Source organism: Thiohalophilus thiocyanatoxydans (assembly GCF_004366735.1).
In the GTDB taxonomy this organism is placed as follows: Bacteria; Pseudomonadota; Gammaproteobacteria; order UBA6429; family Thiohalophilaceae; genus Thiohalophilus; species Thiohalophilus thiocyanatoxydans.
In genome coordinates this window covers 31,643-54,514 of sequence record NZ_SOQX01000008.1, presented here as the reverse complement: position 1 = coordinate 54,514, position 22,872 = coordinate 31,643, and the positions used below count along the sequence as shown (strand labels likewise).

Below are 22,872 nucleotides of genomic sequence, written 5' to 3'. Positions count from 1 at the left end.
GCTGTGCCGGGCATGTCCCGGCACAGTATCCAATGCGGTAACAATCGCAATCCCTGTTTTTATACCGATGCTTTGCATACCCTGCACAGGTTATTTCGCGGGTGTGTCGCATAGCGTACGGATCGCAGTGTGCGCCCTGTTCAAAATCGGTGAACGTGCCGCATGGAGGGCAGGTGCTTGCGTATGCCAGCGTACAGACAGTCGATGCTGCGCAGGATAATTTTGGCGATAAGAAGCCAAAGTTAAACCAAAGGAGCAGGTTATGAGCTGGGATAGAGTCCAGGGCAACTGGAAACAATTCAAGGGCAAGGCAAAGTCGCAGTGGGGCAAGCTCACCGACGATCAGCTCGATGTTATCGATGGCGAGCGCGAGCAATTGGCGGGCAAGATCCAGGAGGCTTATGGCATCAGCAGGCAGGAAGCGGAGAAGCAGATAAAAGACTTCGAAGACAGCTCCAAAGGCTGAATGCGCAGGGTGTCTGCCTGGTTACAGAATGCCGACTCGCGCAGAAGACGGGATTGAAACTGTCCCGAATCGCATTACCCCTGATTATACACAGATTACTGTAAATGGAGAATTCAACATGAAATCCGGCAACAAGCGTTTTTCCGCAATGTTTCTGATCGCAACACTGGTATCCGGTGCAGGTCTGGTTACCCTCGCGGGTTGTGCCCCCACAGAGAAACGGGAGGGAACCGCTGAATACGTTGACGATACCTGGATTACCACCAAGGTGAAAGCCGCTATATTTAACGATTCATCCCTGAAGTCCTCTGAGATCAATGTCGAGACTTTCAAGGGTGTAGTGCAACTGAGCGGTTTCGTTAATTCCCGGGAAGATGTCAACAAGGCTGTTGAGGTGGCGCGCGAGGTCAAAGGCGTGGTCTCCGTCAAGAACGACATGCAGGTGAAATAACGGCTAACCAGGGGCGCTTACCCCTGAGTCAGGAAGTAAACGTTTCGGGTATGCAGGATCTTGAACACCAGACCCTGCTGCTCGACTCGTCCCTATATATCTTCTTATCCCCGTTTCGGTAGAAGAGGCACTTTGGCGTTGGCGAAGGGACGTGTGGTAAGCGCATTCATGTCGGGCCTGAAGAACCGGTAATTGTTGCGGCCGCTTTCCTTGGCGTGATACATCGCTATATCCGCGTTGTGCATTACGGCATCGATGTTGTCGCCGTCATCCGGATAGACGCTGATGCCGATACTCAAGGTAAGATTGATTTCCTGGCCATCGATGCGTTGCGGAACGGCGAAAGCCGCCTGCAGCTTCTCGGCTACCCGGGAGGCATCCTCTGGACGTTCAATCTCGGCCAGCAGTATCACGAATTCATCGCCACCCTGGCGGCATACCGTATCCGTGGCGCGCACGCAGGTGACCAGACGATCCGCGACTGTCTGAAGCAGTTGGTCACCGATTCCATGCCCCAGCGAATCGTTGATATGTTTGAAGTCATCCAGATCCACGAACAGCAAAGCGACCTGCTTGTCGTGCCGCTGTGCCAGTCTGAGCGCCTGGGAAAGGCGTTCCATTAGCAGCGCGCGGTTTGGCAGGCCGGTCAGAAAATCATGTCGGGCCTGATGGGTCATCTTACTGACCATGGCACGCGACTGGCTGAGATCGTGGAAGACGATGACCGCGCCGGTGACCTGACCGTCGCGGTCGTGGATCGGGGCGGCGGAATCCTCGATCAAAGACTCAAATCCGTCGCGACGAACCAGTATGCAATTGGTGGCCAGCTCGATGATCCGATCCTCCGTGATGGCGCGCTGCGCCGGATCGTCGGCGATCTGCCGCGTCGTGCCATCGATGATATTAAACACCTCCGAAAGCGGCCGGCCCTGCGCTTCTTCATCTGACCAGCCGATCATTTCCTCGGCCACCTGGTTTATGTAGGTCACATTACCCATGAGGTCGGTTACCAGGACGGCGTCGCCGATGGAATTAAGTGTGACCTGGGCGCGTTCTTTTTCCTCGAACAGGGCTGCTTCCGAATCGCGCAATGCAAATTCCGTTGATTTGCGCGTACTGATGTCTTCGATGGTCAGTACATAGCCATGTATTTCGGCCCCGTTGTCCGATTCGTCGTTGAGCGCTGCGATATTGACGCGTGTCCAGACGGCGCTGCCGTCAGTGCGCACGAAGCGGAATTCTGTTTGAAATGATACCGTACCCGGGGTGATGTCACGCAGCTCGCCAAGGACACGTTGGCAATCATCCGGGTGGATTAGTCTGACCCAGTTCATGCCCAGTGCCTGCTTCAAAGTCAGGCCTGATATCGTGCGATAGGCCGCGTTTGTGTAAGTGCAATGGCCTTCTACATCGGTGACGACGATACCTAACGGCGATGCATCGCTTATGGCGCGAAACCCTGACTCGCTGGATTTCAACACTGTCAGCCCGTGCCCCATGCTGCCGTAGTTATTCTCCGATTGAGTGCCGGCGGAGAACTTCGTTTTTGCACCCTCATTAGCCACATTGCTTGAAACGTGTGATCCGCTGCTCGGCTTCGATCCCGGTGAGGTGTTGCCGTTTTCCTGGAATTTACCTGCCTGGATAGTACGCCTATTTGCGGTGAGAACGAGATGATTGTGAGTGAGCTTATGCCACTGTGTCCAGATTCCCTGGACTATGTCCCAAGTCATACAAAACTCCATAGCGACTTCAGAATGACGACAAATGCGAGGTTAGATCAAGTGATTAGAAATGGTCTGTACGGCAGGCCACATGTACAAACTGACAGTGAGTCAGGGGTGCGTGAAAACTCCTAAGTGGCAAGGCCGCCGGGGGTTTCTGAATATCTTCGTACCCTAGATTCCGGGGCTGGCTGCCAAATACTGCTTACTGAAGGTGGGTGTATAGGTGAACCGTGATACTTCGTCTCGTTTTGTTTGACTGTTGCTATCAATGTATTTCGTAACAGGCGCTAATGAAGTGACAATAGAGCGAATAGCGATGAACGTCTGTTTGCGAACGCACATAGGTGTTAGTCGGGACGCCGAGTGTGAACACAGTGCTCGCCGCCACACAATCCGTCGATCCGGAATAATTTGGAATTAACCTACAATAATTGCAGTTTAATATGAATACGTATCATTACTGTCTGCGGATGTGCGCAATCGTACAAAAGCTATTAACTCGTATAATCAGCGTCCAGAATCGCGCCATTACGATATTCTTGTTATCCTGATGCATAAAATGGTCCGCTTTACCAAAGCGTATAAATAACTTTAACTCATTTTAATATTTTGCTTCCCCTTCTATAACATGAAGCTAGAATGTAAAAGGGTTATGAGTCTTTTTTTTATTTAATACCGGAATCCTTTGGCGGGGTAGATAAGCGATATAACCCAATATGAAAAGGGAGAAGTGTTATGCTATGGATCATTGCAGTCATCCTGGTTGTCCTCTGGCTTCTGGGTTTTATTTCCTCGTACACTCTGGGTGGATTCATCCATGTGCTCCTGGTGATCGCGATTATCGTGATTCTTCTCCAGGTTATTCAGGGCCGGCGTTTGTAATGTCCCGCGTGCTGCAGGTCATGTTTGCGTCTCGCCAGATATGCAGGCCGACCACGTTCCTTGCCGCGCATTACAGGTAATGTTCCCGTATTTATTCTGTTGATTTTCCCCGGCCGAATGTCGTGAGCTGTGGTGGGTTGCATGTACCAGAAAGTCGATCCGCGTTTTATTTTAAAGTGATTTGTTTCGGTGATTAAAGGTTTCGGTCTCACTATTCAGAAAGAAACCGGGGTGTCGAAAAAATAGGCGCGGTGTAAGTATGTCGCAGGCAAGATTGTTACAAATTGTAAACAAGCAACCTGTGCGTAAGATTTAATCTCTAACCTATACTAATGTTTTCTTTGCCCGTTATTTTTTCAATAATGCATTTGTATGTTACCTGGGGAACATACAAATGCATTGATTAAAGATAAAAGGGATAAAGCTGATTAAATGGATTAAATACAAAAGATGATAGATCGCGTTACTGTTTATTATCGATCTATTTTGCCATCCGAATTTCGGCGCTGTGCATCACCCTGCCCGGTGATGAATAATGTTGCTGCAGTTTAACGGGAAACAAGGAGTCGTTATGGACAAGAAGCTGAACTGGATAAGTGCCCTCTTAGTTGCCGGATGGGTTGCTGGCTGCGCAAGCACGGCGCTGCCACCGACGGAACAAATCGCGGTTTCAAAAGCATCAGTCACTCGAGCGGCCAGTTTGGGCGGGAACGAGTACGCCCCTATGGAATTGAAATCCGCCACTGAAAAGATTACTGCCGCCGAACAGGCGATGTCCGATGAGGAGTATGTCAAGGCGAAACGCCTGGCGGAACAGGCGGAGGTGGACGCCAAGCTTGCCGAAACCAAAACCGGTTTGGCCAAAGCTGAAATCGCGATTAGAAACGCGGAGGAGTCGAACCGCGCATTGCGTGAAGAAATCGACCGCGGCGCGGAGTGAACCAAAATGGCGCCGATAGCAGTGCCCGTCAACGAACACAGAGGAATTGATTATGCGACGTAACTACATTGGAAGTAACTACATTGTACCTGTCCTCCTTATCGTCGGTGTCGCCCTGGCGGGTTGCACCACTGTACCGGAGCAACACGCTGTTCTGGAAGAAGCCCGCAGCAATGTCATGGCGGCGCAAAGCGATTCCGATGTTAATGAATATGCGGCAACGGAGCTGCAAGAAGCCGAACGGGCGCTGGAACGCGCGGAGAATGCCTGGAACAAGCAGGAAGACGCGGAAGAGGTCGATCATCTGGCTTACCTCGCCAACCAGCGCGCGTTGGTCGCTCATGAGACGGGAAGGCTGCGAGCCGCTGAAATAACTGTCGACAACGTTGGCGAAAGGCGTGCCGAGATCCGTCTTGAAGCCCGAACCGCCGAAGCCGATGCGGCTAAGGCAAGACTTCGCGAGATGAAGAAAGAACTCGCGGAGCTGGATGCCAAGGCAACCGATCGCGGACTGATTATTACGCTCAGTGACGTACTCTTCGATGTTAACCAGGCGAGTCTGAAGTCAGGATCCGAGCGCGATTTACAAAAAGTCGTCGATTTTCTGCGGGAGTACCCGGAACGCAAGGTGCTGGTAGAAGGGTTTACCGACAACACCGGCAGTGCAAGCTATAATCAGGTTCTCTCTGAACGGCGCGCCAACTCCGTGCGCACCTATTTTATCGAGAAGGGCATCAGCTCGAACCGTGTAGCCGCGCGTGGCTATGGCGAATCGGATCCGGTTGCAAGTAATGCCACCCCTAGCAGTCGGCAACTCAATCGCCGCGTGGAGATCGTCATTTCCGAGGATGAAAATGATGTCGAATCGCGCTGATCAACGACAGCCGTAAAGGCATAATATTACAGGGCGAGAGCCGGGCAACGCAGGTTGCCCGGCACAACCTGAAGGAGAAACAATCACATGCTCGACTTGCATCATATTGTTTGCCTTATGGTTGCTTGGAGCTCTCATGCTCTGGTGGATTTGTTCCTGTTCTGCCGGTTATCGTCGCCGTGGTGATTTTTCTGCGGATCACTCAAGGTCGGCGCATCACCTCGACAATTCCGGCTATAGGAAATATAAAGTCCCATCCCCTCAAAAGAGCCAAGCCGGCTCAGGTTGGGTCAGGAGGTGTCATGCTCAACGCAACGGGCTATGGATGGCTGCCAGTTTAATATCAGTATGATGTATAAGGAGGTCAGATATGTTCCAGTTACACAATCGTCACGGAGAAGAAGGTGCCGTATTGTATCGGAGCTCGCGTTTTTATACGATTGATAGTGAATGGTGGTTTGCAATTCGGCGCGGTCCGGACCAGGGCCCCTACCCGAGCCGTGCCTCGGCCAGGCAGGCACTGATTGAATTTTTGAATAACCAGTTTGAGTCTGAGCGCCAGCTGCAACAGGATCGCGAAAGTCACGCTGGAAGACCGGGGTCAGTGCATAGATTTCTCTAAATAGTAGCTAGAACTGTGCTCTGACCTTGAGGGTTCCAACTACAAGGAAGCCGGATGCCTCATAAATCTCGATTTTCTTCCCGAATGTTTCTGTTCACATCGTGGAGCACGGACACAGTCACGATACGGTTTTTTAGAGAACGATGATCATCTGCTCCGTCGTTATGGTTGGTCATGGCGTGACCGAAAAAGACTTTGACAGCTTGAAATAGCGTCGTTAAAACAGGGCGATCAGGGGCAGCTCTTGCTTTTTCCCCTCCTGTGATAATTATAATAATAGTATGCAAAAGGGCGAGCGCTTCAATACTATCTCGCACCTGGTCGGGGCCACGCTCGCGCTTGCGGGGGTGGTGGCCTTGCTGGTTGTTGCGACGAACAGTGGCGACGGATTCCGGATCGTCTCGTTCAGTGTGTATGGCGCCACACTGTTTCTGCTGTATCTGATCTCGACGCTTTATCACGGTCTGGGCGGACGGGCGAAGCGGGTGTTTCGGATTCTGGATCACCAGGCCATTTATCTGCTCATTGCCGGGAGTTATACCCCTTTTACATTAGTGACCCTGCACGGGAGTGTAGGCTGGTGGCTGTTCGGCGCCATCTGGGGGATGGCGGTGCTGGGTATCGTGATCGATGGGGTGTTTCGCGACGGCAGGCGTGTTGTCCCGTTTATTATCTATTTTGTGATGGGCTGGCTGATTCTGGTGGCGCTCAAACCCTTGCTGGCCGGTTTGCCATTGAGCGGGTTTGTCTGGTTGCTGGTCGGAGGGCTTTTCTATAGTGGCGGCGTTGTGTTTTTTGCCCTGGACAGTCGCTACCCCTGGATGCACGGCCTGTGGCATCTGTGTGTGCTGGCTGGCAGCGTCAGTCACTACGTGGCGATCCTGATCTATGTTTGAGGCGCCGATTGCCGTAGGCCCGGTTTGAGCTGAGCGGATCACGGCGCCCTGTTTATTCCTTCAGATAGGGGCGCAGGTAGGGGAGAAGGGTGTCCAGCATGTCGCTATCCTCCACCCGGGTGTAGTCTTTTTCGATGTGGTGGCTCACCCTCTGGCTCGACTCGTCATCGATGTGCTGATTGATGAGGCCATGAAAGTGGGGGGCGGCCACGATGACCAGTTCGTGGAACCGGTTCTCACTGCGTGCCTGGTTGAGGACGTTTGCCAGTTCCCGGGCGAAACGGTCTTTTTCATACTCTTTGGGGTTGGTCGGTTCCGCGTAGCTGCCGTGTCCTTCGCGGTTGACGTCGCTCTGGTAGGCGCCGGGACGATCACTGGCCAGTTCCTCGCCCTTCATGCGGCTTGCGTTGTGTGAGAAACTTTTCAGCGGTTCGAGATCGGACTTGACCAGGTTGAAAAGACGGGCTTCGCTGGCGTTGGCAACAAGCACCCAGGTGTTATTCATGGCATTTCCTCCGTGCTGAATCGGTAACTGCTATATCAAAGCATAGTCGGTACGGGCGCCAGGGGTACCGCCCTCGGGCACAGATTTTCTCATTATCAATAATCCGTGTGCGCAAAGTGCGGTTGAGAAGAAGAAAGACAGACGAATATCACCCGTCGCGAAGGCAACGGCGTTTGAGAGTCATGCTGCTTGATGGTGGGAATATGGATTGATCAAGTTGTGGATTCTTCGTCGCGTTGCTGTGGGCAAACGGCAGGGAGTGAACCCATTTGGCAGGAATTCTGTGGTAGGTGCAGCCAGAATATAGCCTCTCGGTAATCAGTGCGGCGTTTTGCATTTTTGTCCAATCGCAAAAATGTCGCCCCGGAATGTCCGGCATTCAGGATAGTTCCCCCGCCAGATCCGGTTCGCCGAGTTGTTTGAGTATCCGGTTGCGGGCGGTATCGCGCAGCCGCACCGCCGCGGCCCAGTCACTGCCGTCCGGTGCGATCGGTTCGCCAATCAAGACGCTTACCGCTCCATGGCGCGGGAACCAGGTATCACCGCGCAGGATGGAACGGGTGCCGCGCAGGGTGATCGGCAATACCGGGATATCGGCCTGTGCCGCGGCGGCGAAGGCGCCCATGTGGAAGGCCATCAGTCCCGGCATGCGTCGCAGCGTGCCTTCGGGGAAGAACAGCAGACTGCGTCCGCGACCTGCCAGCTCGGCAATCCGCCGGGCGTCGAGCATGCCCTTTTGTTTGTCAAAGCGTTCCACAAACCGGGTGCCGATGCGTTTGAGAAACAGACCGGCCAGCCATTGCGATTGCAGTTCCCTTTTGGCGATGAAACTGAACGGGCGATCCAGCGTCGCGACCAGCACGATCCCGTCCAGGTAACTGGCATGGTTGGCAACGATTACCCGGGCGCCATCACCCGCCAGGCGTTCAGTCCCGTGTACCTGCAGCGGCACGCCGGCCAGGCGCAACAGCAGTCGCGCGCCGCGTCGCATAACGGCCCAGCGCCAGGACTCGCGCGGCAGTATCACCACCAGCGTCCAGATTACGGGCGCCAGCAGCCAGAACAGCAGTTGTCCATAGGCGGCGTACATGAGCTGGCGCAGGCTGCGCCCGATCCGGCGCGTTTCCGGTAGCAGACTGGCGCTAATCAGGCGGGCGATCTGCCACCAGACCGGCCGGGGCTTGTCACCGATTCGGCCCTGTTCGTACAGCTCGCGGGTGGCGGGGCGACGGATTTTGCCGCTGGAAGTTTTGAGAATGGTGCGCGGCGGCGCCAGCACCACATTGTCCGGCGGCATGCCGAGCAGATCGTGGCTGGTGTGGCGAATCCGGGTTTGCAGATCGGCGCGCGCGGCGGAGTCGGTCAGTCGGGTTTCGGCCATCACCACCAGCCGTTCGGTACCGGATTCCGGATCCACGCTGCCGAATATCGCCACGCAGCCTTTGCGTACGCCTTCGAGCTCACCGATGGCGTGTTCCGTTTCGTAGGGATAAATATTGCGCCCGCCGCGGATGATGACGTCCTTGATGCGGCTGGTCAGATACACATCGCCCCCGGCGATATAGGCCAGATCGCCGGTTTCCAGCCAGGTGTCATCGAACAGGGCGCGGGTGGCTTCGGGATTGCGATAGTAACCGCTGGTGGCGGACGGCCCGCGAAACTGCAGACGGCCCTGTTGCCGCTCGGGTAACTCGCGACTGCTGTCGTCGACGACGCGCAGTTCATACCCCGGCAGCGGCTGGCCACAGGCGACATATTCCAGGGCCTTGGCGTCATCCCCGGCGGCGGGTTGCGCGCGATGTTGTTGCATAAAAATGTCGCGCTCGATGCGATCGATCAGCGGGCCGCGCCCCAGCGGCGGAAACGCCAGGCCCACGGCCGCTTCGGCCAGTCCGTACACCGGCGCCAGCGTCGTCGGATGCAAACCATAGTGCCCGAAGCGCTGGTTGAAACGCCGGACGGTCTGCGGGCTGACCGGTTCGGCGCCGCTGAACAGCAGGCGCAGGGACCCCAGATCCAGACCGGCGAGCGCTTCATCGGGGATGCGGCTCAGGCACAATTCGTAGGCAAAATTGGGGCCGGCGCTGATCGTGCCGCGATGGTGGTGCACGGCCCATAACCAGCGCTGCGGACGGCTCAGAAATGTCAGCGGTGACATCAGTATCAGGGTCATCGCATAGTACAGACTGCCGAGCCAGGCGCCGATCAGGCCCATATCGTGATAAAGCGGCAACCAGCTGACGAACACGTCGGTGGAATCCGCCCGTATGGCGTGGCCCATGGCACGAATGTTGGCCAGCAGATCCGCGTGACGGAGCACCACGCCCTTGGGCTGGTCGGTGCTGCCGGAGGTGTATTGGATAAACGCGATATCTTGTGAGGTGATCGGCGGCAACAGCGTGGCCGGTTCCCGGTGCAGATCGTCCGGGGTGACGATGGTGTCCAGCGTCTGCACCCGGGACTTGAGCAGGCGCGCCAGCGATCGGGCCTCGCTCATGGTGATCAGCAGCACCGCCGCAGCGTTGGCCAGGATGCCGGCGTGGCGTTGCAGATGCTCCTCCAGTTGCGAGGGCCGTGCCGGCGGATAGATGGGCACCGGAATCGCGCCGGCATATAAAATGCCGAAAAAACACCCCAGGTAGTCCCGGCCGGTGGGCAGCATGATGGCCACGGTCTGGCCCGGTTTGACCCCGTGCGCCAGCAAGCCCGCGGCGATGGCCAGCGCGCCGTCGCGCAGGGCCTGGTAACTGATCGGTTGCGGATCCGCGTCTTCGTCATACAGATAGAGCTGCACCCGCTCGGGCTGGGTCTGCACATGCCAGTCGAGCACCCCGGTCAGGGTCGTGGCCTCGTGGGGCGCGGCCCGGGCTTCCGGGCGGTTGGCGGGTGCCGCCGCCGGCGGCGATCGTTCCCGTTTTTGGGCAAGTTGCGGCGCGGCGCGGGTCACGGCCCGCAGCAGATCGCGCGGGGTTTCGGCGCTGGCCAGCTGTTGTTCGGACAGGCCGATGTGGAATTCACGTTCCAGACGCGCGAGCAGTTCCGCGCGGGACAGGCTGTCAAAACCCAGCTCGCGTTCCAGTGCGGCATCGAGCTGAACCTCGCTGTCATCGCTATCGGGATGCAGCTCGTGTCTGAGCGCGCGCACGGTATCCAACAGCCGCTGCTGGAGGTCGGCGTCGGTGTTTGATACGCGGTGGGTCTGGCGGGTCATGGGGTTATCGCGTGAGCTCCATTGGCCGTTTCGTATGGGATGTTCGCTATCGGTGTTACCCTTTATTGAGCCGGCTTGCCGGGCGGTTGATACCAACAACAGTACTCCGGGGGAGAATTACCCGGCCTGGCCCTCTGTTCTGATTGTAGGAGAACCACCGCAGAAGTGCGCCATAATCGGCGCTGTATATCAGTTTGATAAATCTATACTTTGTTTCCGGGTTAATGGCGAGTGATTCGATTGTTTCAATCACAGGGCCAGGCCCGAACAAAAGTGGGGCGGCAGCTAAACCGGACGGGGATAGATCCACACATGAATAATCTTTCCATGCCTGCGCGGCATGAAATGGACTGGATCGAATGACGCTGACAGGATTGCTTGTTTTTATCCCTATCGCCCTGCTGGCAGTATTGTGGTGGAAGGGGATGGGCAGCAAGGAGATCGCGCGCCGGGCCGGCATCCGGGCGTGCCACGAGGCCGGGGTCCAGTTTCTCGACGACAGCGTTGCGCTGCACAAGCTGCGGCTGCGACGCGGGCCACGCGGTGCCCTGACGCTTTATCGGGTGTATGGCTTTGAATTTACCAGCAGCGGGGAGCGTCGCCATAACGGGTCGATTCATATGCTGGGACACCATTTGCAAAAACTGGAGATGGAGCCCTATCCGGAATAATCGCCGGACGGATGAGAGGAAAACCGGGAAGCGGGTACAATTGTTTCTCTCTTTTATTAGACAAACCTGTGCCCTGACTGAGCCCGGTGTTTGACAAGCGTCAGGCGCAGAAGGGAGCCAGGAGCGTGTTTGCGGTGTTCTTCTGCGCCGGCGTGATGCATCGGTTTCTGGCGGTGATAGAGACCTTTTACGCCGCCTGCGGCATATCGTGCCGTAGCTCCTTGAAGCGTTGCCATTCCGAGGCTGCCCAGATCTCCGCGCCGGCGCACTTTTCCGGACAGACGCTCCATAATCCTTGATTGCACCAAAGCCGTCGAACGGTTCGGGATAGCTCCAGGCGAGGTGCGAGACGATCCGGCCGTCGAGTTCAGCCCGGAAATAATCGGCCCGGCCTTTCTATTCGCACAGGGTCTGGCCCGCATCGTGCCGGAGCAGGGGTGAAATCGATCTCCCCGGGCGGGAGGTAGAACGCCGGCGGTCTCCAGCACCCGGATCGGGATGTGGCGGTCGGTCAGCACCCGATTGCCGGGGCGAACCACCCCGTGAGGCCTCTTCGGCACCACGGCCACGGGCACGGATAGTCCTACCCCGACTCCTGTCCCGGGCCGGGCTCGATGGCGATATTCGCCCGGATTCCACCCCGGGGTATCCCCATTTGGCCGGGCGTTTTGTCAATCGAAGTTGTGTACAGGGTTTACGATCACCGTCTGGGCAGAAGTTCAGCCAGACACATGCGATCAGGGCAGGCAGGCCGTGCCTATTTGAGCAACCGTCTCGCTGCCTCTTAGAAAGGGTCTAAGTCGACCACGGCCAATTTCAATATTAGTGATTACTTAAATAGGAGGTGAGGCGTGAGTTCGTAATTGCACTCGGAGGCCACGGTCGTCTGGCACCGGGAGCCGCTACGCGCTACAATATCTGGCTTCACCGCCCCTCTCAGTGCGAGGCTATTATCAACTTTCGGAATGACGGATAAAAAACGTTTATCGTGATTGTCTGGTCGAACTGCAAGAGCAATGTTAACCTTGGCCCGGTATTGCGGGTGTAACGACGTAAGTTACAAATCATAAACAAAATACTAAGAGGAAGTGTCTCATATGCTGACCACCAACCCCTTCTCTGAACTAACAGCATTGATATCTCCCGAGATCATGCAGGGTTACATCATTTTGATGATAATCCTCGTGGTGCTGGGTACAGTGCTGGATATGCTGCACAAGAAAAGTGCCCAGTACTTTTTCGAAAACTCGAAAAAGTCGCAGAAGGCTGCCAAGCGAACAGTCGGTGGTGGTGAAAAAGCATCACTGCTGGTCAAAACCGTAGCCAGTGAAGTTATCACTTCTTCCGAGTTCTGTAATATTCGCCGCAGAATCTCTCATCTGTTGACCATGTACGGCTTCATTATCTTTGTCGTGACAACCGTGATGATGATTTTCGGCGCGGACACTTCCTCCGGGACTGTACCTTTCCTGTGGCATCTTGGTGCGCTGATGCTTGTTGTCGGTGGCTACTGGTTCTGGTTTTTCATCCGCGTGGATGTCGCCGCAGAAGCTGTTAAATGGTATCAATTGCGTCAGGCCGATATCTTTATCCTGTCCCTGTTAGCCATGTCGACATTTGGCCTGCTCTGGTCCATCTTCCAGTCCGGTGGCGCTAGCGGCCTGGGTATGTTGTTCTTTGTTCTGTTTATCGTAGCCACCACTATTCTGTTCAGCACCGTGCTGTGGTCCAAATTTGCCCACATGTTCTTCAAGCCGGCAGCGGCCTTCCAGAAACGGATGATCAAAGCGGATGGTTCCAGAGAGAATCTGCCTGCTGAGTACGATCTGTCAGATCCTGCGGTACAGGCGAAATTCCCGGATATTCCTGAATATATGGGCAAGAACCCTCAGAATATGGGGCTCGGTATCAAGCGCGAGGCGCCTCAGCACTACTAAATCATAGTTAGTGGTCAATCGAATTAGATATTAACAGGGGAAATACTATGCCTACATTTGTATATATGACGCGTTGTGATGGCTGTGGTCATTGCGTCGATATCTGTCCTTCGGACATCATGCACATCGATAAGGTAACTCGTCGTGCATACAACATTGAACCCAATATGTGCTGGGAGTGTTACTCCTGCGTAAAAGCCTGCCCGATGCACGCCATTGATGTGCGCGGTTATGCAGACTTCGCACCCCTGGGTCACTCGGTCCGTGTAGACCGCGATGAGGAAAAAGGCGTCATTGCGTGGCGCATCAAGTTCCGCAACGGTCAAAAAGACATGGAACTGCTTGCACCTATTACAACAAAGCCATGGGGTGAACACATTCCCAAGCTCGCTCAGGTACAAGGTCCTACCAAGGAAATGCGTGACAGCGAGTTGTTATTTAACGAACCGAAATATATTCGTCTTGATGAAGGGGATATACACACCTTGAAATCAAACGGATTAAAGATGAAAGCAGGGGTGTACTACTAATGGCTTATAAAACAATAACAGAAGACAATATTGATATTCTGGTAGCAGGTGCGGGCCTGGGTGGTACCGGCGCTGCATTCGAAGCCAGATACTGGGGTCAGGACAAGAAGATTGTTATCGCCGAAAAGGCAAACATTGATCGTTCCGGTGCGGTTGCACAGGGCCTGTACGCTATCAACTGCTACATGGGAACGCGTTTCGGTGAAAATAATCCGGAAGATCACGTGCGTTACGCGCGTATCGACCTGATGGGTATGGTGCGTGAAGACCTGTTGTTTGATATGGCTCGTCACGTTGACTCGGCTGTGCATCAGTTCGAGGAATGGGGACTGCCGCTGATGCGCGATCCCAATACCGGTGCCTATCAGCGTGAAGGTCGCTGGCAGATCATGATTCATGGTGAGTCCTACAAGCCGATTGTGGCCGAAGCCGCCAAGAAATCCGCGGACGAAGTTTACAACCGTATCTGTGTCACCCACCTGCTGATGGACGAAGCCAAGGAAAACCGTGTTGCGGGTGCCGTTGGTTTCAACGTCCGTACCGGTAACTACCACGTATTCAAGTCCAAGACCGTTATCGTGGGCGCCGGTGGTGCTTCCAATATCTTCAAGCCGCGTTCCGTAGGAGAAGGTGCCGGTCGTGTCTGGTACGCACCATGGTCCTCCGGTTCAGCGTACGGTTTGTTGATCGAAGCCGGCGCAAAAATGACCCAGATGGAAAACCGTATCGTACTGGCTCGTTTCAAAGACGGTTACGGTCCGGTCGGTGCCTACTTCCTCCATCTCAAGACCTATACCCAGAACGCCTATGGCGAAGAGTATGAGTCCAAGTGGTGGCCCGGTCTGCAGGAAATCGTCGGTAAGGAATACCTGGATCCGGATGCGTCACACGTAACCCATCGTCCGATTCCGACCTGCCTGCGTAACCATGCCTTGATCTCCGAGGTGAATGCCGGTCGTGGTCCGATTCACATGGTCACGATGGAAGCCTTCCAGGATCCGCATCTCGAAGAGATCGGTTGGCATAACTTCCTGGGTATGACCGTCGGTCAGGCGGTACTGTGGGCGGCCACCGACGTGGATCCCAAGAACGAAAACCCCGAGCTGACCACCTCCGAGCCCTATGTTATGGGTTCACACGCCACCGGTTGTGGCGCATGGTGTTCAGGTCCCGAGGATGTTTCACCGGATGAATACTTCTGGGGATACAACCGTATGACCACCGTTGCAGGTCTGTTTGGTGCCGGCGACGCAGTGGGCGGTACGCCGCATGCCTTCTCCTCCGGTTCCTTTACCGAAGGTCGTCTGGCTGCCAAGGCTGCCTGCAAATACATCGATGACGGCAAAGCCGAAGGTATCGTAGTCTCCGAGAAGCAGATTAATGACCGCAAGGAAGAGATCTACAAGCCGATGGAGCACTACAAGATTTATCGCAACGAGATCACTGCCGGTGATGTTAACCCGAACTACATCAATCCTCGCCAGGGTCTGGATCGTCTGCAGAAGCTGATGGACGAGTACTGTGGTGGCGCGAGCGTCAACTACATGACCAACGAAAAACTTCTGCACATTGGTCTGAAGAAACTGGCCATCATGGAAGAAGATCTGGGTAAACTTGCCGCAAAAGATACACACGAACTTTTGCGTGCATGGGAACTGAAACATCGTCATCGTGCTTCAGAGGCTGTAATGCACCATACTCTGTTCCGTAAGGAAACGCGTTGGCCCGGGTACTACTACCGTGGTGATGCGTTGAAGCTGGATGATGAAAACTGGCATGTACTGACCGTTTCTCGTCGTGATCCCCAAACAGGTGAATACACAATGGAGAAAGCTCCTTGTTATCACCTGGTAGACGAAAACGAATAATATATGCCTTGAAGGCCGTGAAGCACCAGCAACTTCTTGTTACTAAAGGGGTTGCTGGTGTTTCTTTTCCGGTTGGAAAAGTTTTAAGGGCCTTGTTTGCTTAACTGGAAGACTGATTTTGGCAGCAATAGATATATGACGACTATGACAACTGAAGCATCAAGCGAAACACAAGAGTGGACGAATATTATTGATATGCCTGATGAGGAGTTGCTGGCTATTGCACATCCCATGTGGGAAGAGCTGATCAAATATTCCAACAAAGGCCAGTACGGTAAGTTCATCAAAAAATTCTCTTACAACCTGCTGTTCGGCCTGAATGAAGTCGAGGTAGGCAAGCAGTTTGCCAAAAGCGAGCTGACGAGAAGTCTTTCCAAGGATTATGATTTCCTCGGGACGATTCGCCGTGGCGAACATGTTACGATTCTCTACCGGGTTCGCAGCACCAAGAAAGAGGGTGAATGGCTGGGCCGTATGGTACTGGGTTTCGAGGATGGTGAAGTCAGGATTTTTGGGGCTTCCATATTCTGATATTTTTGACCACTTTTTTCTAATTTAAGTTTAATACCTTAATCAATACAGATTTAGAGCTTGTAATATGAATCAACAAATGGAAGACGTCATTGGTGACAACAAGTACGTCGAACTCATGTACAAGGTCATCGATAAAGACACTGGATCTGTACTGACCAAGATCGAGTATCCCCTTGGTTATGTCCACGGTGTAAACGAGGTTCTGGCCCCGGCTGTTACCGCAGAGCTGGAAGGTAAGCTTGCAGGTGATGTGATCGAGGTACCGATAGACTGTAACGAATTGTATGGACCCAGGGACGATTCCCTGGTGATTGTCGAGCCAATAGAAAACGTGCCCGAGGAATATCGTGAAGTCGGCACGTCTATCCTGATGGAAAACGATAAAGGTCAGACCAAGACTTTTCTGGTGACCAGGGTGGATGAAAAGTCCGTCACGATCGATGGTAATAACCCCCTGTCTGGCAGGGAGGTTATTTTCAAACTGGAGATCAGGGATGTCCGGGATGCCACCGAAGAGGAAATGGAGTTCGGTGGCATGGCCGAAAGTGTTCCGGACGTTGAAGGTGCGACCAAAGTACCGGTCAAATAGCTGGTTAGTGACGTAAGTTGGGCGAGCGGGAGTTGAAGTTTGTCGTCTGAAGCAAAAGCAGAACAAAAAAGGGATCCCAATAACCCGTGCCTGTTTTGCACTGATCCTCGTGGCGTATCGCTGCAGAATGAACTTGCTTACAGTGCCCGCGACACCTACGCGGTGAGCCCGGGGCATACCCTGGTTATACCGCGTCGTCATGTCGCCAGCTTTTTCGAGCTGACGCCCGAGGAGATCGAGGCCTGCATGGCACTGATCACCGAGGAGCGCAGATTACTGGACGAGGAGTTAAATCCTGACGGCTACAATATCGGTGTTAACATCGGTCAGGCGGCCGGGCAGAGTATTTTCCATGTCCATATTCACCTCATACCCCGCTACAAGGGAGATGTTGAGAATCCCCAGGGGGGCGTGCGGCATGTGATTCCCAAAAAGGGACATTACACGCGCTAGAGAGTATGATTGACGTCAGTTAGGTGGGAGGGGCTGACAACCCTGTTTTAATTCCTCCCGTTTCAACCATTTGAGGAGTGATGACTATGAGCGATGCACCAAAAACCCGACCCAAGGTTCCCGATGGCAAGTCACGTTTTCTGACAACCCGTCAAATGCAGGCTAATGAGAAAGGTTACGTGGGTTATGACACTATCTGGGAATCCTTCCAGAAAGAAGTCCCCTACAGCACCCCCAAGAAGCCCTGAAGACTGTCAGCCGCGCGACCCATTACAGGTTCGCGCGGCGACTCCATCTATAATCTCCTGCGTTATCAAACGCATTTTAAAGCCCTCCTGTCTGTGATCGATTCTCCCGCTGACCTGTATTCGGCCGGTCAAGGATTTGCATAACTGTTTGTAACGCGCTTTGCCTGGAACCGGCACCAGACCTTGTATAAGTCCCTGTCATTTGCTTTGCTTCGAACGGGCCCCGGGCTTTGCATAACTGTCTGCCTGGTCGCTGACCCGGGCGGACCCGGGTGATGTGTCGATAGCCGGGACAAGCCTGATTCGCCAATGTCGGGATCGTCCGCACGAGCAAGCTGCAGGAGAGAGTCTCCGAGATGATCAGAATGTACTCCAGGCGACTGTTGTTGCCCTATATTGGTGTCATCCAGGTTGCCGAGCTGGGCCGGGCCCACGCCCTGAGCCTGGATGGCGTGAACTGGGCGATACGCTACGCGCTGGCTGACAAAGCACAGCTGCGCAATATGGGACCCACGGACGATCCCCGACTCAGTTATCCACTGATCGCCACCATCAAGCAGGACTGGCTGGAAATGAAGGGGCAGCATCCGCTTCTCGATGCCAACGAGCTTCGTTCGCTCAGCCAGCAGCTTTACGAGGCCGTCACCGCCGCCAGCGTGCCGTTTGCCGCGGGGGACTATTACGAATACTGGCTGCTGGACTGCACCGACGGCAGTCCCCTGGCATTGTTACATTCCACCGCGGATGAGGAGGAACTGAGGCAGCGCCCGCCGCGTCCGGTGTGGCTTGCCATGCCTGCCTCACAGCTCTATGTCGAGCCGCCGGAACCGCCGCAGGCCGTCTACGTGCCCCCGGTCAACTACCGGCTGGAAAAACTTATCGAGGAACGTGCCGGCAACAGGCCGCGCGGTGCCTGGTTCGAACGCACGAACCCCGCGACAGACGGGTTTCCGCCGTGCCTGGTTCAGGAAGCGTGGGAGGACGACGCGCAGCAACGACTGTGCGAGCGCTATCTGCAGCGGCTTGCTCCGCGACTGCTGATGATGGACGGCCTCTCCCGTTCGGTACGACGGCGACTGGAGCAGGCCGCGCGGGATCAGGTCTTCGAGGTGGAAAAATTCTATCCCCTCTATCCCGAGGTCATCGACGACAGCGTGTTGACCACCGCGCGGGTCGAGGCCCGTATACGCCGTGCCAACTCGTGAGCCATCGCCAGTTTCGAGAGGCAGGTCGATTCGATAACGCCCTTTAGGGATAAAACGACGGGCTATCGACGGTTTGCCGGATACCGTTAACAATGCGCTATCCGCTGGCGGATGCCACGTTATTCCTTTGTCCGACTTTGCGATGCAGATAAAAAACGCGCCGCTGTCGTCTTCCGACAGCGGCGCCGTTAATTTCAGCTTGTCGTGGTGACTCAGGCGGCCTGGCTGGATTTGTCGCCGGAGTGCTTCTTGTGCTCTTCATGAATGTCCCGCAGGCTGACGCTGCTCAGATAGTCATAGACCATACTGGAGAGCTCTTTCCACAGGTGGGCACTTTCCGGGGCGCCGTGGCCGGTGGGGACGTTGTCTTTGGCTTTCTCTTTTTCCGGCAGGTCGATCGCCTTGACGATATCGCCCACGGAGATTTCGTCGATGTTTTTGTTCAGGACATAGCCGCCGCCGGGACCCCGCACGCTACGCACCAGTTCATGTTTGCGCAACAGGGCAAAAATCTGTTCCAGGTAAGAGATGGAGATGTTCTGGGTATGTGCCAGATAAGCCAGGGTCACAGGCCGGTCCGGGCTCATCGTCAGTTCCAGCATTGCCTTGGCGGCATAGTCTGCTCGGGATGAAAGTTTCATGGTTTGGCCTCTTGAGGTTTGTGTTCGTTTCGGTGTTAGCAATTAACTTGTTTATCAACTTAGGATTATTCCCGTAGCTTGACAATGTGTATATGGTGAACAATTGTAAACTTCAACCCCTCTGTTTACATGGAAAAGAGAGATAATCCTTTATAAAACAACAGCTTAATGATGTTTCCTTGATAAACTACTGTATTTTAATTGGGCACACAAAATTCCGGATGGTTCCCGTCCCGGCGACGCTCTGAGGCACATCGTGTAGGATGGAATGCCGTTGGCCGGGTGGCGGCGTGTGTGGAACCCGGTATTCAACCAAGGTATTGACGATTCATGAAAGCACTCGACGCGGCGGCCCTCTATACGGCCTGTGATCCGGCCCGGCTCGGATTTGATGACACCTCGCAACTGGCTGATCTGGATGGCCTTCTTGGGCAGGACCGGGCCGAGGAGGCCCTGCACTTCGGCCTGGGAATTCACCAGCACGGGTATAACCTGTTTGTGCTCGGCCCCAGCGGTATGGGCAAGCACACCATGGTCAGCCAGTTCCTGCGCCAGTGCGCCGACAAGGAGCCGGTCGCCAGCGACTGGATCTATGTCGCCAACTTCGCCCACCCGGAGAAGCCGCGCGCCATCGAGCTGGCCGCCGGGCGGGGCAGCGCATTTGCCTATGACATGCGTCAGCTGGTGGAGGATCTGCGCTCGGCGATTCCCAATGCCTTCGAAACCGAGCAGTATCATGCTCGCCTGCAGGAGTTACACGGTAACTTTCAGGACCGTTCACGGCAGGTATTCGTTGAACTGGCCGAAGAGGCGGAAAAACACGGCGTGACCGTGCTGCGCGCCCGTGACGAGTTCAGCTTTGTACCGGTCAAGGACGGTCGGCCGATGAAATCGGACGAATACGATGCGTTGCCCGAGGAGGAGAAGCAACGCCTGACGGCGGTAATCAGCAGTCTGGAAGACAAGTTGCGCGGCATCCTCCATCAGCGCAGTCAGTGGCAGCGGGAACTGCGCGAGGCGATCAAGGCGCTCAATCGCGAGGTCGGCATGTTTGCGGTGGGCCATCTGATTGAGGATTTGAAAGAGAAATACGCCGACGTCAAAGCGATCAACGAGTATCTGTCCGAGGTACAGGAAGATGTGATCGACAACCTCAACGCATTTCGCGATGAGGAGGAAGAGGTCGAGATGTGGGAGACCGGCAAGGCGGAGCAGTCGTTTCGCGGTTATCAGGTCAATGTGCTGGTGGACAACAGTCAGGCCAGCGGGGCGCCGGTGGTGTACGAGGATCTGCCCATCTTCCAGAACCTGATCGGACGGATCGAATATGTCTCGCAAATGGGAACCCTGGTCACCGATTACATGCTGGTCAAGGCCGGCGCCCTGCATCAGGCCAACGGCGGCTATCTGGTGCTGGATGCCCATCGCTTGTTGACCCAGCCGTTTGCCTGGGAAGCGCTCAAGCGGATGCTCTATGCCGAGCAGGTCTATGTCGAGTCGCCGGCGGAGATGTACAGCCTGATCAGTACCGTGAGCCTGGAGCCGGAACCGATTCCGCTCAACCTCAAGGTAGTGCTGGTCGGGGAGCGCTATCTCTATTATCTGTTGCAGGCCTACGATCCCGACTTTGCCGAGCTGTTCAAGGTGCAGGCCGATTTTGAAAACAGCATCGACAGTAACGAAGACAACCAGAATCTGTACGCCCGCTTGCTGGCGACGCTGATCCGCAAGGACAAGTTACACCATTTTGATCGCGACGCCGTGGCCCGCATTGTCGAGCACAGTCGCCGGGCGGTGGAAGATACCCAGAAACTCTCGGTGCACATGCGCAGTATCAACGATCTGTTGCAGGAGGCCGATTACTGGGCCCGCCGGGGGGGCCGCGAGCGGGTCAGCCGGGCGGATGTGCAACAGGCCATCGACAAACAGATCTATCGCGCCGATCGCGTGCAACGGCATGTTGTCGAGGAGATTCGTCGCGGTACCTTGCTGATCGATACCGAGGGCGGGGTGACCGCCCAGGTCAATGCACTGGTGGTCAACGAACTGGGCCGCTTCGCTTTCGGGCATCCCGCCCGGGTCACGGCCACGGTGCGGGTCGGCGAGGGCGAGGTGGTGGATATCGAGCGCGAGGTGGATCTGGGCGGTTCGATCCACTCCAAGGGGGTGATGATCCTCAGCGCCTATCTGGCCGCGCGCTTTGCCGGCAGCAAACCGCTGTCGCTGGCCGCCACCCTGGTGTTCGAACAGAACTATGGCGGGATCGAGGGCGATAGCGCCACCGTCGCCGAACTGTGTGCGTTGTTATCGGCGCTGGCCGATCTCCCCATCCGTCAGTCCCTGGCGGTGACCGGCTCGGCCAACCAGCGCGGCCAGCTGCAGCCGGTCGGCGGCATCAACGAGAAAATCGAGGGGTTCTTCGACGTCTGTCGTGCCAGGGGGCTGAATGGCGAGCAGGGCGTGGTGATACCGGCGAATAACGTGGACCATCTGATGTTACGCGAGGACGTGGTGGAGGCGGCCCGGCAGGGACAATTCCATATTTACGCGGTGGCGACCGTGGACGAGGCCATCGAGGTGCTGACCGGCGTCAGCGCCGGCGCCATCGACGCGCAGGGCGAATACCCCAGGGATACAGTGAATGACAAGGTCAAACGGCGACTGGAAGACTTTGCTGAAACCCGCCATGAATTCGCCAAACCGGGCGACGGTGACGAAGACGATGAGGGCGATCAGCAGAACAGCGATCCCAAATCCGGATGAGGTCGGTGCCTGAGCGGGCGGGAAGCGAAAGACACCACAGACTGCGGGCTTGAAATCCATCGGGACGCGCCTATAACTGCCGCAGTTATAATGATTTATTCTATACACTCTATTACGCCCGGCATCCAGCGGGGCCAAAGCAACAACGGAGCCAGAACATGAGCATGCAAGCGGTCATCGAGGAAAAACTCTCACAGCAGATTCACCCCGCGCATCTGCAGGTGATCAACGAAAGCGACAACCACAATGTCCCGCCGGGTTCCGAATCCCACTTCAAGGTGGTGATCGTCGCCGACAGCTTTGACGGCAAGCCCCTGATCGCCCGCCACCGGATGATCAACGAGGTCCTGGCCGAGGAGTTGCAGAACAAGATCCACGCCCTGGCGCTGCACACCTACGCGCCGGACGAATGGCAGGAGACCGGCCAGGCCCCCGATTCACCACCGTGTCACGGGGGTGGTAAATAACAGGTGCTAGTTACTAGGTTCTAGGGGCTAGTAACAGAGCAGAGGCGTAGGCCAGGTTGCGCACAGCGCTACCTGGCATTCTGCCGTATCAGCAGATGTGTCACGCAGGCTATCGCGCCAGCGTGACCTACGACTTTTTCTAGCTCATGGAACCTGTATCTGGTTCTCTCGCAGAGGCGTCACGGCGCAGAGAAAGTTAATTATTATCCTCCGCGAGCTCGGCGTCTTTGCGAGAGACAATTCTAGTGTGTCGTGATAATACGGTTCGTTCCCTCAAGGCAGGTCAATTACCGGGTAGGTCAGGTTGCGCGCAGCGCTACCTGACGCCCTTCTATTCGCAGGGTGTCACGCAGGCTACCGCCAGCGTGACCTACGACTTCCGGTTAGGATCC

At 55.4% G+C, this 22,872-nt stretch carries 22 protein-coding genes and 1 pseudogene; 18 read left to right on the top strand and 5 right to left on the bottom strand.

The window, feature by feature from the left end; genetic code table 11:
- The first annotated feature begins 262 nt into the window (after positions 1–262).
- Both EDC23_RS12435 and EDC23_RS12430 read left to right on the top strand, forming a co-directional pair.
- A complete protein-coding gene (locus EDC23_RS12435) occupies positions 263–466 on the top strand; it encodes a CsbD family protein (protein ID WP_134085057.1) in 204 nt (67 codons plus the stop codon).
- A 118-nt stretch (positions 467–584) separates the two neighbouring features.
- The gene (locus EDC23_RS12430; protein ID WP_134085055.1) at positions 585–917 is read left to right on the top strand and encodes a BON domain-containing protein; all 333 of its coding nucleotides are present in this window, start codon (positions 585–587) and stop codon (positions 915–917) included.
- 104 nt (positions 918–1,021) lie between these two features.
- Here the strand turns inward: EDC23_RS12430 and EDC23_RS12425 are convergent, their stop codons facing one another.
- Positions 1,022–2,650 (bottom strand): diguanylate cyclase domain-containing protein, encoded by a 1,629-nt coding sequence (locus tag EDC23_RS12425; protein WP_208321376.1) that lies wholly within the window; start codon positions 2,648–2,650, stop codon positions 1,022–1,024.
- Between the two features lie 729 nt (positions 2,651–3,379).
- Between EDC23_RS12425 and EDC23_RS12420 the strand changes: the two genes are divergently transcribed.
- The 5 genes from EDC23_RS12420 to trhA all read left to right on the top strand — a co-directional run bounded on the left by EDC23_RS12420 (position 3,380) and on the right by trhA (position 6,858).
- Positions 3,380–3,526 (top strand): lmo0937 family membrane protein, encoded by a 147-nt coding sequence (locus EDC23_RS12420; protein WP_134085053.1) that lies wholly within the window; start codon positions 3,380–3,382, stop codon positions 3,524–3,526.
- Between the two features lie 571 nt (positions 3,527–4,097).
- Positions 4,098–4,466 carry a DUF4398 domain-containing protein gene (locus EDC23_RS12415; RefSeq protein WP_134085052.1) on the top strand — a complete coding sequence of 123 codons (369 nt, stop codon included), beginning with the start codon at positions 4,098–4,100 and terminating at the stop codon, positions 4,464–4,466.
- A gap of 52 nt (positions 4,467–4,518) precedes the next feature.
- The gene (locus EDC23_RS12410; protein ID WP_134085050.1) at positions 4,519–5,340 is read left to right on the top strand and encodes an OmpA family protein; all 822 of its coding nucleotides are present in this window, start codon (positions 4,519–4,521) and stop codon (positions 5,338–5,340) included.
- Positions 5,341–5,710: 370 nt separating this feature from the next.
- On the top strand, positions 5,711–5,962 hold the full coding sequence (locus tag EDC23_RS14435; protein WP_399359433.1) for a DUF6316 family protein: 252 nt from the start codon (positions 5,711–5,713) through the stop codon (positions 5,960–5,962).
- Between the two features lie 281 nt (positions 5,963–6,243).
- Positions 6,244–6,858, top strand: coding sequence for a PAQR family membrane homeostasis protein TrhA (gene trhA, locus EDC23_RS12405; RefSeq protein ID WP_134085049.1), 615 nt, complete (start codon positions 6,244–6,246; stop codon positions 6,856–6,858).
- A gap of 52 nt (positions 6,859–6,910) precedes the next feature.
- Here the strand turns inward: trhA and EDC23_RS12400 are convergent, their stop codons facing one another.
- Positions 6,911–7,363: a host attachment protein gene (locus tag EDC23_RS12400; protein ID WP_134085048.1), complete on the bottom strand. Its 453-nt coding sequence runs from the start codon at positions 7,361–7,363 to the stop codon at positions 6,911–6,913.
- A gap of 379 nt (positions 7,364–7,742) precedes the next feature.
- A complete protein-coding gene (locus EDC23_RS12395; protein WP_134085047.1) occupies positions 7,743–10,574 on the bottom strand; it encodes an AMP-binding protein in 2,832 nt (943 codons plus the stop codon).
- A 359-nt stretch (positions 10,575–10,933) separates the two neighbouring features.
- On the opposite strand from EDC23_RS12395, the gene EDC23_RS12390 reads away from it, so the two are divergent.
- On the top strand, positions 10,934–11,245 hold the full coding sequence (locus EDC23_RS12390; protein WP_134085046.1) for a DUF3301 domain-containing protein: 312 nt from the start codon (positions 10,934–10,936) through the stop codon (positions 11,243–11,245).
- A 294-nt stretch (positions 11,246–11,539) separates the two neighbouring features.
- On the opposite strand, the pseudogene EDC23_RS14430 reads toward EDC23_RS12390, so the two are convergent.
- A pseudogene (locus EDC23_RS14430) lies at positions 11,540–11,629 on the bottom strand (hypothetical protein); the annotation flags it as partial.
- Positions 11,630–12,342: 713 nt separating this feature from the next.
- Here EDC23_RS14430 and EDC23_RS12380 point away from each other — a divergent pair.
- The 8 genes from EDC23_RS12380 to EDC23_RS12350 all read left to right on the top strand — a co-directional run bounded on the left by EDC23_RS12380 (position 12,343) and on the right by EDC23_RS12350 (position 18,609).
- Complete coding sequence (locus EDC23_RS12380) at positions 12,343–13,182, top strand: adenylyl-sulfate reductase (RefSeq protein WP_208321375.1); 840 nt, start codon at positions 12,343–12,345, stop codon at positions 13,180–13,182.
- Between the two features lie 47 nt (positions 13,183–13,229).
- Positions 13,230–13,712, top strand: a complete 483-nt coding sequence (gene aprB, locus EDC23_RS12375; RefSeq protein ID WP_134085044.1) for an adenylyl-sulfate reductase subunit beta — start codon at positions 13,230–13,232, stop codon at positions 13,710–13,712.
- A complete protein-coding gene (aprA, locus tag EDC23_RS12370; RefSeq protein ID WP_134085043.1) occupies positions 13,712–15,580 on the top strand; it encodes an adenylyl-sulfate reductase subunit alpha in 1,869 nt (622 codons plus the stop codon). The genes aprB and aprA overlap by 1 nt, the downstream gene beginning before the upstream one ends.
- Positions 15,581–15,724: 144 nt before the next feature.
- Positions 15,725–16,111, top strand: a complete 387-nt coding sequence (locus EDC23_RS12365; RefSeq protein WP_208321380.1) for a hypothetical protein — start codon at positions 15,725–15,727, stop codon at positions 16,109–16,111.
- A gap of 79 nt (positions 16,112–16,190) precedes the next feature.
- Positions 16,191–16,703: an FKBP-type peptidyl-prolyl cis-trans isomerase gene (locus EDC23_RS12360; RefSeq protein WP_134085041.1), complete on the top strand. Its 513-nt coding sequence runs from the start codon at positions 16,191–16,193 to the stop codon at positions 16,701–16,703.
- A gap of 39 nt (positions 16,704–16,742) precedes the next feature.
- The gene (locus tag EDC23_RS12355; protein WP_134085040.1) at positions 16,743–17,156 is read left to right on the top strand and encodes an HIT family protein; all 414 of its coding nucleotides are present in this window, start codon (positions 16,743–16,745) and stop codon (positions 17,154–17,156) included.
- Between the two features lie 86 nt (positions 17,157–17,242).
- Positions 17,243–17,404: a hypothetical protein gene (locus tag EDC23_RS14170; protein ID WP_166668869.1), complete on the top strand. Its 162-nt coding sequence runs from the start codon at positions 17,243–17,245 to the stop codon at positions 17,402–17,404.
- Positions 17,405–17,760: 356 nt separating this feature from the next.
- Entirely contained in the window at positions 17,761–18,609 is an 849-nt protein-coding gene (locus EDC23_RS12350; protein ID WP_134085038.1) for a hypothetical protein, read from the top strand.
- 212 nt (positions 18,610–18,821) lie between these two features.
- Here EDC23_RS12350 and EDC23_RS12345 read toward each other — a convergent pair whose 3' ends face one another.
- Entirely contained in the window at positions 18,822–19,250 is a 429-nt protein-coding gene (locus EDC23_RS12345) for an Rrf2 family transcriptional regulator (RefSeq protein ID WP_134085037.1), read from the bottom strand.
- Between the two features lie 330 nt (positions 19,251–19,580).
- On the opposite strand from EDC23_RS12345, the gene EDC23_RS12340 reads away from it, so the two are divergent.
- Entirely contained in the window at positions 19,581–22,013 is a 2,433-nt protein-coding gene (locus tag EDC23_RS12340) for a Lon protease family protein (protein ID WP_134085036.1), read from the top strand.
- A gap of 158 nt (positions 22,014–22,171) precedes the next feature.
- Entirely contained in the window at positions 22,172–22,480 is a 309-nt protein-coding gene (locus tag EDC23_RS12335; RefSeq protein ID WP_134085035.1) for a BolA family protein, read from the top strand.
- The last annotated feature ends 392 nt before the right edge of the window (positions 22,481–22,872 follow it).

Coding starts and splice junctions, on each gene's coding strand:
- EDC23_RS12435 (WP_134085057.1), top strand. CDS start 263: ATGAGCTGGGATAGAGTCCAGGGCAACTGGAAACAATTCAAGGGCAAG.
- EDC23_RS12430 (WP_134085055.1), top strand. CDS start 585: ATGAAATCCGGCAACAAGCGTTTTTCCGCAATGTTTCTGATCGCAACA.
- EDC23_RS12425 (WP_208321376.1), bottom strand. CDS start 2,650: ATGACTTGGGACATAGTCCAGGGAATCTGGACACAGTGGCATAAGCTC.
- EDC23_RS12420 (WP_134085053.1), top strand. CDS start 3,380: ATGCTATGGATCATTGCAGTCATCCTGGTTGTCCTCTGGCTTCTGGGT.
- EDC23_RS12415 (WP_134085052.1), top strand. CDS start 4,098: ATGGACAAGAAGCTGAACTGGATAAGTGCCCTCTTAGTTGCCGGATGG.
- EDC23_RS12410 (WP_134085050.1), top strand. CDS start 4,519: ATGCGACGTAACTACATTGGAAGTAACTACATTGTACCTGTCCTCCTT.
- EDC23_RS14435 (WP_399359433.1), top strand. CDS start 5,711: ATGTTCCAGTTACACAATCGTCACGGAGAAGAAGGTGCCGTATTGTAT.
- trhA (WP_134085049.1), top strand. CDS start 6,244: ATGCAAAAGGGCGAGCGCTTCAATACTATCTCGCACCTGGTCGGGGCC.
- EDC23_RS12400 (WP_134085048.1), bottom strand. CDS start 7,363: ATGAATAACACCTGGGTGCTTGTTGCCAACGCCAGCGAAGCCCGTCTT.
- EDC23_RS12395 (WP_134085047.1), bottom strand. CDS start 10,574: ATGACCCGCCAGACCCACCGCGTATCAAACACCGACGCCGACCTCCAG.
- EDC23_RS12390 (WP_134085046.1), top strand. CDS start 10,934: ATGACGCTGACAGGATTGCTTGTTTTTATCCCTATCGCCCTGCTGGCA.
- EDC23_RS12380 (WP_208321375.1), top strand. CDS start 12,343: ATGCTGACCACCAACCCCTTCTCTGAACTAACAGCATTGATATCTCCC.
- aprB (WP_134085044.1), top strand. CDS start 13,230: ATGCCTACATTTGTATATATGACGCGTTGTGATGGCTGTGGTCATTGC.
- aprA (WP_134085043.1), top strand. CDS start 13,712: ATGGCTTATAAAACAATAACAGAAGACAATATTGATATTCTGGTAGCA.
- EDC23_RS12365 (WP_208321380.1), top strand. CDS start 15,725: ATGACAACTGAAGCATCAAGCGAAACACAAGAGTGGACGAATATTATT.
- EDC23_RS12360 (WP_134085041.1), top strand. CDS start 16,191: ATGGAAGACGTCATTGGTGACAACAAGTACGTCGAACTCATGTACAAG.
- EDC23_RS14170 (WP_166668869.1), top strand. CDS start 17,243: ATGAGCGATGCACCAAAAACCCGACCCAAGGTTCCCGATGGCAAGTCA.
- EDC23_RS12350 (WP_134085038.1), top strand. CDS start 17,761: ATGATCAGAATGTACTCCAGGCGACTGTTGTTGCCCTATATTGGTGTC.
- EDC23_RS12345 (WP_134085037.1), bottom strand. CDS start 19,250: ATGAAACTTTCATCCCGAGCAGACTATGCCGCCAAGGCAATGCTGGAA.
- EDC23_RS12340 (WP_134085036.1), top strand. CDS start 19,581: ATGAAAGCACTCGACGCGGCGGCCCTCTATACGGCCTGTGATCCGGCC.
- EDC23_RS12335 (WP_134085035.1), top strand. CDS start 22,172: ATGAGCATGCAAGCGGTCATCGAGGAAAAACTCTCACAGCAGATTCAC.